This is a genomic window from Bacillus sp. AFS059628, assembly GCF_002571225.1.
Classification (GTDB): domain Bacteria; phylum Bacillota; class Bacilli; order Bacillales; family Bacillaceae_G; genus Bacillus_A.
On sequence record NZ_NVEC01000062.1, the window covers coordinates 22,361 to 39,814 of the forward strand.

Consider the following 17,454-nt stretch of genomic DNA (forward strand, 5'->3'; position numbering starts at 1 on the left):
CAAAAGAAAACAAAGTAAAAATATTCAGAAAATACAACACTGTTTTTTTATACCCTGTTTTCATTCTTTTATCAGACAAATTTTTAAAAGAAAAAAGCCATACGAATGTATGACTTTTAGCTTATTGACATCGCGATTTTCTCTTTCTCTACGTATACTTTGCGAAATTTTATATAGCAGCCAATTCGCCAAGGCACTATATAACAAACTGCAAGAGTATAGAAAAGAATGCCGATTGACTTTGGATCTAAACCTTGTAAATGCCTTCTAAAGTAAGCACGTAAAAGAACGATAACTAAAAATGTAGCAATAAAAGCAATACTTTTTTTCGCATAAATTTGGCCATCTTCTCTCACTTCATACCCACTTAAAATAATAAGTGGAATTGACAATAACAGTCCAATTCCAGCAGCTACCTCAATTTGCCAACTAGCAAGTTGTATCGGTGCAGCATATAAAGACAAACCTGGTAATAAAAAGAATAATGGCAGTAATAGTCGTCTTCCCTTATTTTTAATAGGGCGATTCATAGAGCGCATACGCCTAAATATAACGATCCCTATGACGAGTAAAAAAATTGTAATACTGTACGAACCTTGTTGCAAATAAATCTCTCCCCAAAAACAGGTATTTTTAAAATACTTTCCCATTATACTCCTAATATTCTCTGAATAATATAATTATCCTACGAAAAAATCCTACATATTAAATATACTTTTAAGTTTGATTCACTATAGGAAACAATTCCGAAAGAGGAATTACTCTCCCCACCTCATCTTTAAACACAATATGCTCTCTGGTTAAATGACGCGGACTCTTTACTCCCGCCGCTGCCGCAAGTGAAAACAAACTATATCTCATACTAACAACGTAATTCATGACACGCCATTTCTTCTCATACGGATCTAGCGCTTTTTGATAGTGCGGGTTCGTCGTGGCAACTCCAGATGGACATTGTCCGGAATTACATTGAAGCGCCATGATACAGCCACTTGCCATCATAAATCCGCGTGCTGAATTTACGGCATCTGCTCCAATTGCTAAAGCAATTGCCACTTTATCTGGTGTAATTAATTTCCCTGAGGCAAACACTTTGAATTTATTCCGAACACCATAATGACTCGCTGTATCAATACAAGTTAATAATGCTGGAATAAGCGGCATCCCCATACTATCTGCCATCGATTTATACGTTGCTCCTGATCCACCTTCTGAACCATCAATGGTAATGAAATCTGGATAGATGTTTAACTCTTTCATCGTTTTGAATAAGTCTTCTAGCGGCTCTTGCTGTCCAATTACAATTTTCATACCGACTGGTTTACCGCCGTTTTCTTGCAAACGCTGAATAAAATAAAGTGTATCTGCTGCATTATTTAAAAATGAAAATCGATTTGGTGAATTAATTGTCTCGCCTTCTCGTACATTCCGAACAGAAGCAATCTTTGCATTTACTTTTTGTCCTTCTAGATGGCCACCACGTATTTTCGCACCTTGCCCAAATTTCAATTCGAATGCTTTAATATTACTTTCTTTCGCTTTCTCCATAAATTTCTCCATTGAAAAATTACCATCCTCATCACGATACCCGAATAAACCTGGACCAATTTGTGCAACAATATTTGCACCTGTATGTAAATGTTCTGGTATTACACCACCTTCTCCCGTATTAATCCACGAACCGCCAGCCATCTTCGCACCAAGACCACTCGCTAAAATATAATTTTCGCCAATCGCACCGTAAGACGTTGCTGATGCACCAAACATACCATACAGTTTCCATGGATATTTACGACTTTCACCGACGATAATTGCATCATCTTCTTCATATAACCAAAGATTCGTTGTATCCGCTGTCAATTTTTCTTTTCGTGAAAATAACCCCTCTTTATGAATCACATACTTTTTCCCTTCACGTTCTTGCGTTACATTCACACTTAATTCATCTGTTAATATCGGAAATAATGTATTAGCAATATAATAGCCAGATACATCAAAATCTCGTTTTGATCCAAAACCGAGTATTTCAGAACGATACTTTGCGAGAAACATTACACTTTGAAAATCATAACGTGAAAAAGGTTTTCCATCCGTATCATGATCAAACCAATATTGCCGAAATTCCGGTCCAATCTTTTCAAGTAAATAGCGCATTCTCCCTAAGTATGGATGCAGCTTTAATATAGAATGATGCGTCCGTTTTTTAATGAAAAATGTAATAATAAAAAAAATGATTAATAGTAGCATCAATAAGAGCAATATACTAATAATAACGAGTAGCGTTTCACTCATCCCGCTTCCTCCTATGAAATCCATAATAAAAGGAGAACACCTGATGTGTTCTCCTTTTATCTTTATTCAAATTAATGTAGCAAGATGCTCTTTCGCATCATATTCAACTAAACTTTCAGCATTTTTAATTCGATGAACAAAATCTGGATTAGCAATTAAAGGTCTTCCGAATGCCGCTACATCAATTGTTCCTTCTTGCAACGCTTCTTCAGCTTCTTTCGGATTTAAATTTCCTACTCCTACGATCGTACCATCCCAATATTTTCTTACTAATTGATGAAAATTCTTTCCGTCAGCAATAACTGCCGTATAATTCATTGTTGAAGGGTGAATCATCGTTAACCCAACTTCTTTGAACATATTTACAAATGTTTCAATTGCAAATTCAGGATTTTCCCACATATAAGTAGGATTATCACCTTTGAAAGCAGAGAAGCGAAGAAGTGTTTTATCAGCTCCAACGGCTTCTATTACAGCCTCAGTTACTTCTTTCATAAACGTTAATCTTTCCTTTAAGTCACCGCCGTATTTATCAGTACGCTTATTTGCAAACTCATAAGTAAATTGATCAATTAAATATCCGTGTGCACCGTGAATTTCTACTCCATCAAATCCAGCTTCAATCGCATTCTTCGCAGCTTGTGCGTATTGACCGATCACTTCTTGTATTTCTTCTAACGTCATTGCTTCTGGCGTATCAAACGGTTTACGAAAACGTGGAACATTTCCTTCTGCAGCAATAGCAGACGGTGCTTGTGGCATTTGCCCACCAATTATTTCGTGATGACTCATACGTCCAACATGCCATATTTGAGCAATAATCGTTCCACCTTCTTTATGTACTGCCTCTGTAACAGGCTTCCAAGAATCGATTTGTTCTTGTGTATAAATCCCTGGTACTCCCGGATTCCCTTTTGCTCTTGGGCTAATGACGATTCCCTCTGTAATAATGAATCCAACTCCATCAGCTGCACGTTTTCTATAATACTCAACTACGTCAGCACCAACGACTCCCGTTTCATGATTCGCGAAACATCTCGTCATCGGTGCCATTGCTATACGATTACGAAGAGACCAAGATCCAATTTGAATCGGATCAAACAACTTCGTTTCTTCAATGTTTTCAAAAGATCCCCAAGCGTTTATATTTGTTCCTTCATAAATACTTGCTGCTTTATTATTTGAACTTGTCATTTTTCTTCCCCCTAAAAATATTCTTACTATAATCGCATCATACTTACTTTTAGATAGTAACGTCAATTTATACGCTTTAAACACGAAATATTCGAATATCAAACAAATAGAATGCTATAAATAAACTAAAAAGGTTTCCTTAGTAGGAAACCTTTTTTAGTTGACCATATATGGGTATCAATTTCTTTATCTCTTTTATATAAAGAATTATTATCTTTTCACATATAAAAAATCCCTTATCAATAGAAGTGGAAATGGTTCAGTATTCTTCTAAAAATAATAACTTATAAACCTAAAACAATGAAAGCCCTACCTCTCTTTCATCCTTACGGCTCCTTGTCCGTGCCAGTGTGAATCAGGATTGCAAAAATCAAGTAACTATTCTATCGAAGTGTTTAATTAAACTTCGAACATTCGTAAAAGAATTAAAAAATAAAAATGGATTTGATTGTAGTAATAACAAAAGAGGTTAATGCTCAAAAAGTGGTTTAAAAGAGTTGAATGTCTTTGAAATGATTGATTGTCTATAATTTTGTTCCCAAAAAATTCAAAATCTTTTTTTGGGATGCAATACATTATTTGTAATAAACCTTAACAAAAGCTTTTTATTTGATTTTCTGTGATACCTTCAATTAATCCCAGTTCACTAATCAAAAATTCATGTGCGTTATCTAACATTTTCTTTTCGCTTGCATTAAGTGCTTTTTCTTTCTGTATACGCATTAAATCACGCACAACTTCAGCGCCTTCTTGCATTTTACCCGTTTTTATTTTATCAGTGTTCAATTTATACCTTTGTTTCCACGTAAGTAATCTATCTGATTCTCCATGTTGAAAAATATCCATTATGTGTATTAATGTCGTGATATCCGTTACTGGTCGTATATTTGAATTCAATATTTTCCCTTCAGGAATCATTATTTCCATATTACTAGCCGACATTTTTATAACATAATATTGTTGTTTTTCCCCTGCTATTTCCTTCTCTTCTATGGCTTTAATTATACCTGCTCCTTGCATTGGATAAACAATGTTATCGCCAATTTGAAACAAATAATCCACCTCCATATATGGTAACCTTCTCAATCTTAACACACATTCGATTTTTTAGCAAAATTTTTATTTTATCATAAAATTATTTTTAGTGTCAATCCTTTCAAACTAAAAAAATAAACCCGTAAAATATCACTCAAAACCCACAAACTTATTAACTTTTCCACATATATATACACTCTAACTTCACCTTCTCTTTTTACGTAAAAACACATTACTACATATGAGTAGTAATGTGTTTTTTATGCGAAATCGGTAAAAATCACCTATTAATTTCACACCTATATACTAACCTGCTTACGGACTGTTTCTCTCGCTAATAGAAAACTCATAATCACTTGCGCAGCTACTCGGCTCGTCATATCCCTAAAATCAAGGGTTGGATCAATTTCTACAATATCCATACCTTGCACAAGCGGTTCTTTACCAAGGAATTCAATCGCATCAAGTAAAGTCATACTGTCCATTCCGCCAGGGCCAATTGCTGGACAACCTGGTGCGAATGCTTGATCTAGTACGTCCATATCAAGAGAAATATAAATAGAAGTCACGCCTTGATTTCTTAATACTTCAATACTTTCTGTCATAATATCTTTTATTTCTCGCAATCGTACATCTTTCATTGTATACACTGTCACTCCATGTTCTTTTGCATATTCATGGTATGCTCGTGCATTTGAAAAATTACGAATACCGATTTGAATGAGTTGTTTTCCTGTAATGACACCATTTTCTAGTAAATTACGGAAAGGCGTACCATTTGATGGACCACCATCATCTAAATTACGCAAATCATGATGGGCATCAAATTGAATAATACCAATCTTTCCTTTACTGTTTGCAAATCCTGTTATACTCGGAAAACTAATCGAGTGATCACCGCCAAGAACAATTGGTATCATGTTCGGATTTACTTTCGTTACATGACCAACTGTTCTCGCAATTCGGTTATGACTTTCTTTTATATCCGTTACATGCATCATGATATCGCCGCAATCATATAAGACACTTTCTTTCATATCGTGTTCTTCTGTAATTGCGTACGTGCTATATGCATCTAACATCGCACGAATTGTTTTTGGAGCAAAACTTGCTCCTGAATGACTAATAGATGGTTTAGAAAGTGGCGCTCCAATTAAGGCCGCACCGAATATTTCTACATCTTCCTCCCAATCTTTAATCATCTCACTCCATTTCGTAACTTCACGATCAATAAACTTTGCATTCTTCTTTAAATAGTGGCCGTGCTCCACGATTGTTCACCTCTTGTATATGCGATATTACCATTCTTCCATACTGTATTTACATGACTTACGCCGTAATGATACGGTACGTAAGCATAATTGTACGCATCCCATAAAACTAAATCTGCCTTACGACCAACTCTAATTTTCCCAGCTACATCGCCTCGATTAATAGCATAAGAAGAGTTAACTGTTACCGCGTTCCAAACTTCTTCTGGTGTCATTTTCAGCTTGAGCATTGCGATGCTCATAATAAGCTGAATGTTTTCAGTTGGACAGCTACCTGGGTTAAAGTCTGTAGCTAACGCTACTGCAACACCTTCATCAATCATTTTACGACCGCGGGCAAAGCTTTCTTTATTTAAATAGAAAGTTGTTCCTGGTAATAAAGTAGCTACTGTATTAGAGTTTGCAAGCATTTCAATTCCTTTATCAGAAGCACCAACTAAATGATCGGCTGATGCTGCACCAATTTCAGCTGCTGCTTCCGCACCACCAAGAGGATCAATTTCATCTGCATGAATTTTCACGTCAAAGCCAAGCTCTTTCGCTTTTAATAAAAACTCTTTCGACTCTTCGACAGAGAACACACCTGTTTCGCAGAAAATATCAACGAATTCAGCTAATTGCTTCTCTTTCATTTCTGGCAGTAAGTCTAACATCCATTGTAAAAATTCTTTCGATCTACCTTTATACTCTTTCGGCACTGCATGAGCACCTAAAAATGTAGAAACTAAATCGATTGGATGCTCTTTTTGTAATTGTGCAGTTGCCTCCAATTGTTTCCATTCTGTCTCATCATCTAATCCGTAACCACTCTTCGCCTCTACAGTTGTAACCCCAAAAGATAGCATACGGTCTAAATGGAATTTCGCTTTTTGAACGAGTTCTTCTTTCGACGCCTGTTTCGTTGCATTTACCGTTGAAAGAATGCCTCCGCCTTTTTCTAAAATTTCTAAGTACGGAACTCCTTGTAGTTTTAGTGCGATTTCATTTTCACGAGATCCACCAAATACAAGGTGAGTATGCGGGTCAACAAGACCAGGAGAAACCATTTTCCCGCCGCAATCAATAACTTCTTTCGCTTGTAATCCTTTCGCTTCTTCTGCTGTTCCAACGAAAGTAATTACACCATTTTCAATTCCAACCACACCGTTTTCGATAACAGGAAGCGTGTTCATCGCTTCCCGTCTTAACAAGCCATCTTCTTGATCCATTGTCAGTAATTGACCGATATTTATTAGTAAAGTGTCCAGCATGTTTTCTCCTCCTTATTTCATCATCGGAATGTTAACGCCTTTTTCTTTCGCAGTTTCCACAGCTAAGTCATATCCTGCATCAACGTGACGAACTACCCCCATACCAGGGTCAGAAGTTAATACGCGCTCAATTCGTTTTGCTGCTGCTTCCGTTCCATCTGCAACGATAACCATTCCAGCGTGAAGTGAATACCCCATACCAACGCCGCCACCGTGGTGAACAGATACCCAGCTCGCACCGTTTACACTGTTAATTAATGCATTTAAAATTGGCCAGTCTGCTACTGCATCACTACCGTCTTTCATCGCTTCTGTTTCACGGTTTGGAGATGCAACTGATCCGCAATCTAAATGGTCACGACCGATAACAATTGGTGCTGATAATTCACCATTTGCAACCATTTCATTAATGATGCGACCAAATTTCGCACGCTCACCGTAACCAAGCCAACAAATACGTGATGGAAGACCTTGGAACTCAACTTGCTGACGTGCCATACGAATCCAGTTACACAAATGTTCATTGTCAGCAAACTCACGTAAAATTACTTCGTCTGTTTTATAAATATCTTCTGGATCACCAGAAAGTGCCACCCAGCGGAATGGTCCTTTTCCTTCGCAGAATAATGGACGGATAAATGCTGGAACGAATCCTGGGAAATCGAATGCATTTTTCAAACCTTCATCGAAAGCAACTTGGCGAATGTTATTTCCATAATCAAATGTAATTGCACCTTTTGCTTGCATAGCAAGCATTGCTTCTACATGTTTTGTCATGCTTTCTTTTGATAGTTGTACGTAACGTTCTGGATCTTCTTCACGAAGTTTCGCTGCTTCTTCTAACGTGTAACCTACTGGAATATAACCGTTTAATGGATCATGAGCAGATGTTTGATCTGTAACTAAATCTGGCGTAATATTACGCTTCACTAGCTCTGGTAAAATTTCTGCCGCATTTCCTAATAAACCAATTGAAATCGGTTTTTTCTTTTCTTTATACTCGTTCGCAACCATTAATGCTTCTTCTAATGATTCTGTATACATATCACAGTATCTCTTTTCAATACGACGATCGATACTGCGCTTATCAACATCAATAGCGATAACAACACCGCCATTCATCGTTACAGCAAGAGGTTGTGCACCACCCATACCACCTAAACCGGCAGTAAGTGTTAATGTACCTTTTAATGAACCACCGAAATGTTGACGTGCCGCTTCTCCAAACGTTTCATATGTTCCTTGTAAAATACCTTGTGTTCCAATATAAATCCAGCTACCTGCTGTCATTTGTCCGTACATCATAAGACCTTTTTTCTCTAGTTCACGGAAGTGATCCCAGTTCGCCCACTTCGGTACTAAGTTTGAGTTCGCTAAAAGAACGCGAGGTGCATCTTCATGTGATTTAAAGATTGCAACTGGTTTTCCTGATTGAACAAGTAATGTTTCATCGCTTTCTAACGTTTTTAATGAATCTACAATTGCATTGTAGCTTTCCCAGTTACGAGCTGCACGGCCAATTCCGCCATATACAACTAATTCTTCTGGTTTTTCAGCAACTTCCGGATCTAAATTGTTCATTAACATACGAAGTGCAGCTTCTTGAACCCACCCTTTCGTTTGTAACTCCGTACCTCTTGGCGCGCGAATTGTTTGTTTAACTTTTTCCATTTCAATCTCTCCCTTTTCTCATTTTATAGTGCTGCGTTTACATCTAATCTTTCTTTGATCGAATAATTCGTTTTTAACCAATGCGCAATATTTTCAATATCCGTTGAGAATATGCGGTCATTTGTAATAGAAGGTACTTGCTGACGACCTTGATGGTAGAAGCTCTTCGTCACTGTACTCATGTTTTCAATACCGCGATATTCTGCTGCTTGCATCGCACAAATCATTTCAATTGAAAGAACACGTCTTACGTTTTGAATAATTTGATGTGCATGGCGTGAAGCAATTGTTCCCATACTTACGTGATCTTCTTGGTTAGCTGATGACGGGATTGAATCCACACTCGCCGGATGTGCTAACGTTTTATTTTCAGAAACTAGTGATGCTGCTGCGTATTGCATAATCATTGCACCAGACTGAAGTCCTGGTTCTGGACTTAAAAATGGCGGTAAATCATTTAATTGTGGATTTACTAAACGCTCAATACGACGCTCTGAAATATTTGCAAGTTCCGCCATTCCTACTTTTAAGAAGTCCATCGCAAACGCAATTGGTTGACCGTGGAAATTACCACCCGAAATTACTTTTTCCCCGCCATCAAAGATTAGTGGATTATCTGTTGCTGCATTCATTTCAATTTCTAATTTTTCTTTCACATAATTTAAAACTTGCCAAGAAGCACCGTGTACTTGCGGGATACAGCGAAGTGAATATGCATCCTGTACTCGTAGTTCTCCTTGTTTTGTTGTTAATTTACTATCATGAAGGATGTCACGAATTCTGCTCGCTACTTCCACTTGCTCTTTATAGCCACGTGCTTTATGAACATTTTCATCAAATGCATCAATAATGCCTTGTAACCCTTCAATTGTCATTGAAGCAATGAATTCAGCTTGATATGCCGTTGCTTCCGCTTCTATATAAGAAAGAACTCCCTGCGCTGTCATCGCCTGCGTACCATTGATTAATGCAAGCCCTTCTTTTGCTTCAAGTTCAATCGGCTCAAGACCCTCTTCTGTAAGTGCCACCATCGCATGAACGCGTTTTCCTTTATAGAACACTTCACCTTCGCCTAATAATACGAGCGCAAGATGAGATAAAGGCGCTAAATCGCCACTCGCACCAAGTGAACCTTGTTGCGGAACGACTGGATGAATTTTACGATTTACAAACTCAAGAAGCATATTTATAACAAGCGGTCTAACGCCAGATACACCTTTAAGCATCGTGTTCGCTCGTAAAATTAACATACCGCGTGATATTTCTTCAGGGAACGGATCGCCTATCCCACATGCATGTGACTGAATTAAATTGTGTTGAAGTGCCTTTACATCATCTTTTTGAATAAGCACGTCACTAAACTTTCCAAATCCAGTTGTAATACCGTAAACAACTTTTCCGTCCTCTACAATTTTCTCAACTACTTCGCGGCACTCCGCCACCTTTTGCATACTATTTGGACAAGCTGTTACACCTTCTCCTTCAAGTAACAACCTTTTCATCTCTTCAATTGTCAATGTGTGTCCTGTTAACGTAATCATTCTTTTTCCTCCTTAAAAAGGCAAAAGGGGACCTTATCTTTTTAAGACAGACTTCTGTCCTAAAAAAGTAAGGCCCCCTTCTAACTAATAGACTATGGGCAAATCATATGTGATTAATTCCTAAACCAATCGCCTCATGCTCAGATCCTTTTACAGGTGCACCAATCGTTCCATATAATGCAACAGCAACCCATTCGCCTTCTTTTTTTCCGTCGTATGGTGTACCGCGCACAATTGCAAAGCGAAGTCCTACTGTACGAAGAACGTCTGCTAACTGAATTTGACCTCTCGTCACTCCGTACAAAGCTTCCATAATTGCATGATAAAGTGCATGTGTTTCTCTGTAAACGTCTGTTTCAATAACTTGGTTGCTTTTAGCCGCTGTTTCCATTGCTGCTACAACCTTTTGCGAATTCATCGAACCAACTTTCCCCGTACAATACTTCCAACCTTTTGGGATAGATAATACAGGGCTTTCATTCTCATCCGCAAGTGCCAACAGCATGGCCATACGACCAATTCGATGTGTTCCTTGAAGAAGCATGTGACTCTCTCATTTCTTTTAATTATTTGAATATTTCTTAATTTAAGAATATATGAAAACGGTTAAATCGTCAATAGTTTAAACTCACATTCAAACATTTTTTTCATCTTCTCCATTTGTGTACACAAGTGATTTACACAAATTTTTCAGGCGTGCTATAGTCTCAATAACAGATGCAAAGGGGCGATATTTCAATGACGAAGCGAAAAGATATTCATTTTCGAATTGAAGAAAAATTACTTGAAAGGTTTGAATCTGCACTTCATTACGAAGGTTTAAAGAAAACCGACGTATTAACGCACGCAATTCAGCAATTTTGCACGAAGGTGGAATGCGAAAAGATGAATGATGTAAAACGCCAATACAACGTAAGCAACCATTTACAGACACGTATCGATACACATAAACATTATGAAGAAAAACATGTGAATTTAGATGAAGTCGTCATGGATCATTTACAACTTCAAGGAGACGAGAAAATATTAGAGGTTGGGTGCGCTAACGGGAGTTTTCTTTCCCTTTTACAAACTAACGGTCATACAGGACATTTAACAGGTTTGGATCAATCGAAAACGATGCTTTCTGAAGCTACAATAAAGAATAGCATAATTGAATGGAGGCTAGGTGACGCCGGTAAACTTCCTTTCGAAGCTAATTGCTACGACTGGATCGTCGCAAGACATATGTTATACCACATGAAAGACGTTGAAAAAACAGTCCAAGGGTTCCATAAAGTAATACGTCCTGGTGGCTCACTTTTAGCTACAACAAATTCTGACGTTACATTACCTCGTATAGTTGAAATGTGTAACCGCATGTTAGACGCATTTGATTTACCGAAAACAACATCTTCAGTCACGCCATTTTGTTTGGAAAATGGTAAAGAGATATTACAGTCTGTTTTTCCAACTGTTGAAGAAGCAGTTATTCATAATGCTCTCGTTTTTCATCATGCTACTCCAATTGTAAACTATATTTCTAGCATGTTTCCATCGCTAAATATACCTGATAATACACATCTTCACGCCGAAATGAAGGAATGGCTAAAAGAAGAAGTAGAAAATGAATTGTTACTTCATAACGGTATATGGCGCGATCCGAAAACGTTAGCCATTTATCGATGTCAAAAAGAAAAAAGCTAGCATTAGCTAGCTTTTATACATTCTCAGGAAAAAGCTCCTCCATCATCACATTCCCCTTACCACTGTAAAAATTTATATTATGTTCGTTTGTTACCCCAAAATAAGAGGCAATCGCTATTCCAAATGGTACAAATGCATGCCCCTGTGCCGTAATGATTTCAAATTTATTTTTCAACAATGCTGTAGCTACCGTTATTTCAAACTCCGCAAATGTTGGATATACAAATAAAAGTATTTTTTCATATCCCTCTCTCCTTTAACCACCTCATAAAATATACATCTAATTCTTCCGCTGTTAATCTATTCGTGTCCACATAAGTTACAGGAAATTGTTTATACCAGTCTTTTTCCATTTCTACTAATTTAAATTGCTCCTCAAATGTACTTCGTTTTCTTGTCCTATCGTTATTTTTTCTATCATATACATTCTTTTCTGTCACATCTAAATAAAAAATAGTATCTGAACGGCATTCTCTTAATTTATATAATTCATCTTTCAATTCAGTTTCTATATCCCACTCTGTCCCTATAATCATTGGATAAAAAAGTGTATAAAATTCAATATCTTCAGGTCCACGATCAAAAATAACGACTGAACCCTTCGCATTTTGAAACTCCTTTATTTTTGCTTCTATAAACATTTTTTGATTTACTATAAACCCTTCTTTTGAATTCATATCCAAATTTAATTGCTTTCGCTTTTCTACAATTGGATAAGGATTTTCATATATAACCGAAAACCCACATCGCTCTAACCTTTTAGCCAATGTTGTTTTTCCGCTTGCCATCGGTCCTTGGAGTGAAATTACATACGCCATTCCTCTCAGTCCCTTGCACTTTAGTACACCTATAATATACAGAATTATGAAAACTATCAACAAAATATATATCATCTTGTTTCTTATTCTTATGTAACTTATAATAAAAATTAGAGATTATGACGGACGCATCAATAATGTAAGCTTGGAAATCCAAGCTTACATTATTTTTTGCTTTCCCTTTTCTAATAAAAAGAGTATACTAGTTTAGAACGTATGTTCTTAATGATTACATACAGTAAGGAGATAGAACAATGGTATACGATACAAAAGCAATTTCTTGGAATGAGTCTTTAAAACAACTTCAACGCCGCTATACAAACAAACAAGTTGACCGAAAAGAATTTGAGGATATTGAACTGATGGAATTCTTCCGCGATAACGACTACATTTCTTTACCTACACATATAAGTGGCCTATCAACAGCACGTTTTACTTCTTACTCTATTTTCACAACTGAAGATAAAGATCGTAAAGTTGGCACATTAATCATTGAATATGTGGAAGATGATAATAATAATTTATGTGTAGAACAACTATACTTCGTTTAAATGATAACGCTTGGTCAAGATGACCAAGCGTTCTTGCTTTCTATGAATCTCACTGTTTATAATATGAATAATAGAAAACCGCAATCATTAAGGGGGGATATACTTGCTCGAAGGATGGTTCAGTTGGTTTATTGTGCTATGGACTGTTATTTTATTAGGACTTATGTCTATCGGCGGATACTTTATGTTCAGAAAATTTTTAAAACGATTACCAAAAGAAGATGGTATGTCTATTTTAGATTGGGAAGAGCACTATATTAATAAAACTAGGCATTTATGGGATGACGAACAAAAACAATTGTTAGAAGAGCTCGTAAGTCCTGTTCCAGAACTATTTCGAGATGTTGCTAAATCAAAAATTGCTGGCAAAATTGGAGAACTGGCATTACAAGAAAAAGCCTCTCAAATTACACAAGATTTAATTATTAAAGGGTATATTATTGCTACACCAAAACGCGACCATAAATTTTTAGTAAAAAAACTACAAGAAAAAGAAATTGATTATTCTCATTATGAATCTTTACTGACAAAATCCTCCTCATAAAAAAGATTGCTAGATTATAGCAATCTTTTTTAACTTACTGCTACTGATTTTACGGCTGTTAATCTAGCTTCTGTCAAGTCTATTTGTAATCCAACAGAATCAGTAACTATTTCATTCCAAGTACAGGTTATTACACTTCCAGCTAATAGAATGATTACAAATATCGCTTCCATTACGTACACTTCTCAACCTGATCCGACTAGACCACCTATCACAACAACGACAACACCACCACCAATTACGATAGAAGTAAACCCTAATGAGCCAAACACATTTATTAAGACTGCGAATGTAAATCGTGTAGAACTCGGTGACTTCATCACATATACACTTACCTTTACTAACAATGGCGCTACTCCTGCAAATAATGTACTCATTACTGATTCACTGCCTCCCGAAGTTACTTTCTATCCAAATTCAGTAACAGTAAACTGCGTTTCACGTCCTGGAAGTAATCCGACAATTGGTATTCTTATTGAAACTGTTAATCCAGGTGAATCCGTTGTTGTCCGTTTTATCGTTCAAGTAACAGCAAAGCCACGAAACGCTCTCATTCAAAATACCACTCGTATTCGCTATACACTTAGACCTGATCCTACTAAGCCACCGATTTCTGTTGATGAGACTACAGAGCCAAATATTATTCCATTTATCGGTCCGTTTGTATCACCAAATTTAAATTGTTTCTTTAATGGGGAACGTTTTATACGACGCGGCTGGGACAGAAGATGTTAACAATATAAAATAAAAAGACAGCGNNCGCTGTCTTTTTATTTTATACATATACAGTTTTTAAGTTAATTTCATATCTTTTTCATTATAAAAACCATCTTCTTTTTCCATTTCCTTTTGCAATTTCGTAAAGGAACGGTACATCGCAATTCTCCATGACACAATCATTGCGAACGCGAGTAAGAAGAACATGCCACTAAGTTGTCCTAAATCAAGAGATTGGCTTAAGTATGTTTTAAATACAATTCGCACGACAAGTAATCCAATTAATATAAAAACAAAGGCTTTTGAACGCTTCAAATAAATCTCTTGTCCTCTAATTTCAAATTTAGATGTTTTAATAAGAAAAATAGAGAAAAACAAACCGACACCAATTGCTTCTAACATTTCTGCTGGAGTTAATCGAAATTCAGGAAAAACATACATCAATGCTCCCGTACTCATAAAAAATGGTGGAAGTATAATTTTTTTCAATGTTGCAGGTTTCTTAGCTGCTTTTAAACGAATAAACATCGCACCAACAGCCATACAAACAGCAACGATACTGGATAAAACAACTATGTTCATATTTTCTCATCCTTTTTTGTGGCTATATGCAAAATATACTTTCATTATATGCTTTTCCGTTAGTATTTCCAACATTTTCACAGAATAATACTAAAAACCCTTAAAACCACCAAATAAACTTGAGAAATATACGATAATTTTCGTCATCCAGTTAAAGTATAAGAAAATACCCATGATAATCATAACGTATCCCCCGATTTTCATGAACTTCATACTGTTTCTTTTAATCCAAGACATTTTCGTAATAAAGAATGATAGTACGAAAAATGGGATAGCAAATCCAAGTATGTATGCAATCATATAAATCATCGCTGATTCTGGGTTCGTTGCTGCTAATCCAATAACCGATACTAAAATAGGTCCCGTACACGGCGTCCACCCTGCTGCAAAGGCCAATCCAATTAGAACAGATCCAAAATAACCACTCGGACGATTTTTAAACGTGAATTTACGATCTTGCATTAAAAACTTCGGCTTAAACACACCGACAATAATAAGACCAAATACGATGATAAATATACCACCTAACTGTCTAATTAAATCTTTATAATTTGTAAAGATGCCTCCAATAAAACTTGTACCAAATCCAATTGCAATAAATATAATTGAAAATCCAAGTAAGAAAAACGCTGTATGTATCATACTTCTTTTGCGAAGCATTGCATTTTCTTCTTTCAACTCAGAAACCGACATACCTGTTATGTACGATAAAAATGCCGGATAAAGCGGTAAGCAACATGGAGAAATAAATGATAAAAAACCTGCGCCAAACGCTAAAAAAATACTAATATCTTGCATTGTTCCACTCCTCTCCTTACATATTGTAGCAAAAACATATAAAAATACTATGAACAATTCGTGAAATCACTTTTCCAACGTGATAATAAGAAAAACTACCCTTTCACACAGTTTCTAAAAAACGTTTTCATTTCCTTCTATTATATAGAGAAATCTCAATTGAACTACGAAACTTCTCTAATTGATATTAACATAACAAAGGTAACATAGTTTCTCAAATGATTGGCACACTATAATGGACTACCCTTTTATCTCCCTAAAAAATATTTTTTTCAAATGCTATCTTTATACAACACATAGCTGATTTTACAATACTTTTAGTATTACTAATTTCAAGATTATGCATAAATATCATACTTTTATTATTATTCTATAAAATGTCATACTTTTCTTTTATTTGACCCTTCATTTTTAATTTTGTATACTTCCCTCTAGTTATATATGTCCGTTACGGAACAAGTTCATATAGATGGGAGGAATTTTTCATGCTTCGTTATTCTCTTTTAGTTTTATTAGGAGCGTGCAGTTATGGGATTTTAGCTATTTTCGTTAAACTTGCATATGCAGAAGGATTTTCACTTGGAGAGGTAATTGGCAGCCAATATTTGTTCGGTTGGATTATTTTGCTTGCTATTACACTTCTATTTTCTAGACATCGTGTTCCATTAAAACAAGCATTAATTTTATTCGTTGCAGGTACATCTGCAAGTTTCACAGGAATTTTTTATTATGCTTCATTAAAAACTGTACCAGCATCTATTGCAATCATACTTTTATTCCAATTCGTTTGGGTCGGAATTATTATTGAAGCAGTAGCAACAAAAACATTACCTTCAAGAGAAAAGGTGATTTCCGTTATTTTCTTACTTGCAGGTACATTTTTATCAAGTGGTTTACTAGAAAAATCAGCAGGTGATTTTGATACGACTGGAATCATATTAGGTTTATTATCTGCTGTTACATTTGCAACATACATTTTTGTGAGCGGAAAAGTTGCTGTTGAAGTACCTTCCTTACCGCGCGGTGTTCTCTTAATGGCAGGCGCTTTAACTTTAGTAATGATCGTATTTCCGCCAACATTTATTTTTAACGGTGCAATTTCTGAAGGACTTTGGAAATACGGTTTAGGATTAGGAACATTTAGTATCGTTATTCCTTCTATCGCCTTTACAATTGGCATTCCAAAGATTGGTTCTGGCTTAGCAACTATTCTTGGTGCCGCAGAATTACCAGTTACAACAATTATGTCTGTCTTCGTTTTAAAAGAAGCTGTGCTATCTTCACAATGGTTCGGTGTATCACTTATTTTAATCGGTATTGCTATCCCGCAAATTGCCTATGCAATGCGTGGACGTTATCGTAAACATCCTACACACAAAAAATTGGCAGCATAAAGTGAGAAACTTTAATCAATGGGAGGTTCTTCATCCCCCACTGATTATCATCCCTCACCAATCGGACTTTTAGGGGCAGCCCGACCCCCACCTAAATTCTTTGCTTTCGC

The 17,454-nt window shown here is 36.2% G+C and carries 16 protein-coding genes and 3 pseudogenes; 5 read left to right on the forward strand and 14 right to left on the reverse strand.

Features of this window, described 5'->3' with window-relative positions:
* Positions 1–116 precede the first annotated feature (116 nt).
* The 9 genes from COL05_RS21220 to hutP form a co-directional block, all read right to left on the reverse strand.
* The gene (locus COL05_RS21220; RefSeq protein ID WP_098670048.1) at positions 117–605 is read right to left on the reverse strand and encodes a CcdC protein domain-containing protein; all 489 of its coding nucleotides are present in this window, start codon (positions 603–605) and stop codon (positions 117–119) included.
* A 112-nt stretch (positions 606–717) separates the two neighbouring features.
* The gene (locus COL05_RS21225; protein WP_098670037.1) at positions 718–2,292 is read right to left on the reverse strand and encodes an FMN-binding glutamate synthase family protein; all 1,575 of its coding nucleotides are present in this window, start codon (positions 2,290–2,292) and stop codon (positions 718–720) included.
* A gap of 66 nt (positions 2,293–2,358) precedes the next feature.
* Positions 2,359–3,486 carry an alkene reductase gene (locus COL05_RS21230; RefSeq protein WP_098670038.1) on the reverse strand — a complete coding sequence of 376 codons (1,128 nt, stop codon included), beginning with the start codon at positions 3,484–3,486 and terminating at the stop codon, positions 2,359–2,361.
* Between the two features lie 591 nt (positions 3,487–4,077).
* Complete coding sequence (locus COL05_RS21235; RefSeq protein WP_180233474.1) at positions 4,078–4,539, reverse strand: CarD family transcriptional regulator; 462 nt, start codon at positions 4,537–4,539, stop codon at positions 4,078–4,080.
* A gap of 281 nt (positions 4,540–4,820) precedes the next feature.
* The gene (gene hutG / locus COL05_RS21240; RefSeq protein WP_097851505.1) at positions 4,821–5,792 is read right to left on the reverse strand and encodes a formimidoylglutamase; all 972 of its coding nucleotides are present in this window, start codon (positions 5,790–5,792) and stop codon (positions 4,821–4,823) included.
* Positions 5,771–7,042 (reverse strand): imidazolonepropionase, encoded by a 1,272-nt coding sequence (gene hutI / locus COL05_RS21245; protein WP_098670040.1) that lies wholly within the window; start codon positions 7,040–7,042, stop codon positions 5,771–5,773. Before hutI ends, hutG begins: the two co-directional genes overlap by 22 nt.
* A 12-nt stretch (positions 7,043–7,054) precedes the next feature.
* A complete protein-coding gene (gene hutU, locus COL05_RS21250) occupies positions 7,055–8,713 on the reverse strand; it encodes a urocanate hydratase (RefSeq protein WP_098670041.1) in 1,659 nt (552 codons plus the stop codon).
* A gap of 23 nt (positions 8,714–8,736) precedes the next feature.
* Entirely contained in the window at positions 8,737–10,254 is a 1,518-nt protein-coding gene (gene hutH / locus COL05_RS21255; protein ID WP_098670042.1) for a histidine ammonia-lyase, read from the reverse strand.
* A 103-nt stretch (positions 10,255–10,357) separates the two neighbouring features.
* Positions 10,358–10,798, reverse strand: coding sequence for a histidine utilization transcription antiterminator HutP (gene hutP / locus COL05_RS21260; protein ID WP_000926516.1), 441 nt, complete (start codon positions 10,796–10,798; stop codon positions 10,358–10,360).
* A gap of 194 nt (positions 10,799–10,992) precedes the next feature.
* Between hutP and COL05_RS21265 the strand changes: the two genes are divergently transcribed.
* The gene (locus COL05_RS21265; RefSeq protein ID WP_142337607.1) at positions 10,993–11,940 is read left to right on the forward strand and encodes a class I SAM-dependent methyltransferase; all 948 of its coding nucleotides are present in this window, start codon (positions 10,993–10,995) and stop codon (positions 11,938–11,940) included.
* A gap of 13 nt (positions 11,941–11,953) precedes the next feature.
* Here the strand turns inward: COL05_RS21265 and COL05_RS21270 are convergent.
* Positions 11,954–12,100 (reverse strand): annotated as a pseudogene (locus COL05_RS21270) (DJ-1/PfpI family protein); the annotation flags it as partial.
* A gap of 79 nt (positions 12,101–12,179) precedes the next feature.
* Entirely contained in the window at positions 12,180–12,758 is a 579-nt protein-coding gene (locus COL05_RS21275) for an AAA family ATPase (RefSeq protein WP_098670045.1), read from the reverse strand.
* Positions 12,759–13,012: 254 nt separating this feature from the next.
* Between COL05_RS21275 and COL05_RS21285 the strand changes: the two genes are divergently transcribed.
* The 3 genes and pseudogenes from COL05_RS21285 to COL05_RS21295 all read left to right on the forward strand — a co-directional run.
* Positions 13,013–13,309 (forward strand): hypothetical protein, encoded by a 297-nt coding sequence (locus tag COL05_RS21285; RefSeq protein WP_000262403.1) that lies wholly within the window; start codon positions 13,013–13,015, stop codon positions 13,307–13,309.
* Between the two features lie 103 nt (positions 13,310–13,412).
* Complete coding sequence (locus COL05_RS21290; RefSeq protein WP_000889381.1) at positions 13,413–13,853, forward strand: DUF2621 domain-containing protein; 441 nt, start codon at positions 13,413–13,415, stop codon at positions 13,851–13,853.
* Between the two features lie 87 nt (positions 13,854–13,940).
* Positions 13,941–14,588: pseudogene (locus tag COL05_RS21295) on the forward strand (hypothetical protein); the annotation flags it as partial.
* Positions 14,589–14,645: 57 nt separating this feature from the next.
* On the opposite strand, the gene COL05_RS21300 reads toward COL05_RS21295, so the two are convergent.
* The 3 genes and pseudogenes from COL05_RS21300 to COL05_RS32210 all read right to left on the reverse strand — a co-directional run bounded on the left by COL05_RS21300 (position 14,646) and on the right by COL05_RS32210 (position 16,109).
* A complete protein-coding gene (locus COL05_RS21300; RefSeq protein ID WP_001028639.1) occupies positions 14,646–15,152 on the reverse strand; it encodes a CcdC family protein in 507 nt (168 codons plus the stop codon).
* 90 nt (positions 15,153–15,242) lie between these two features.
* Positions 15,243–15,950 (reverse strand): cytochrome c-type biogenesis protein CcdA, encoded by a 708-nt coding sequence (gene ccdA, locus COL05_RS21305; protein ID WP_001152682.1) that lies wholly within the window; start codon positions 15,948–15,950, stop codon positions 15,243–15,245.
* A 16-nt stretch (positions 15,951–15,966) separates the two neighbouring features.
* Positions 15,967–16,109: pseudogene (locus tag COL05_RS32210) on the reverse strand (peptidase T).
* A 326-nt stretch (positions 16,110–16,435) separates the two neighbouring features.
* On the opposite strand from COL05_RS32210, the gene COL05_RS21315 reads away from it, so the two are divergent.
* The gene (locus COL05_RS21315; protein ID WP_098670047.1) at positions 16,436–17,344 is read left to right on the forward strand and encodes an EamA family transporter; all 909 of its coding nucleotides are present in this window, start codon (positions 16,436–16,438) and stop codon (positions 17,342–17,344) included.
* Positions 17,345–17,454 lie beyond the last annotated feature (110 nt).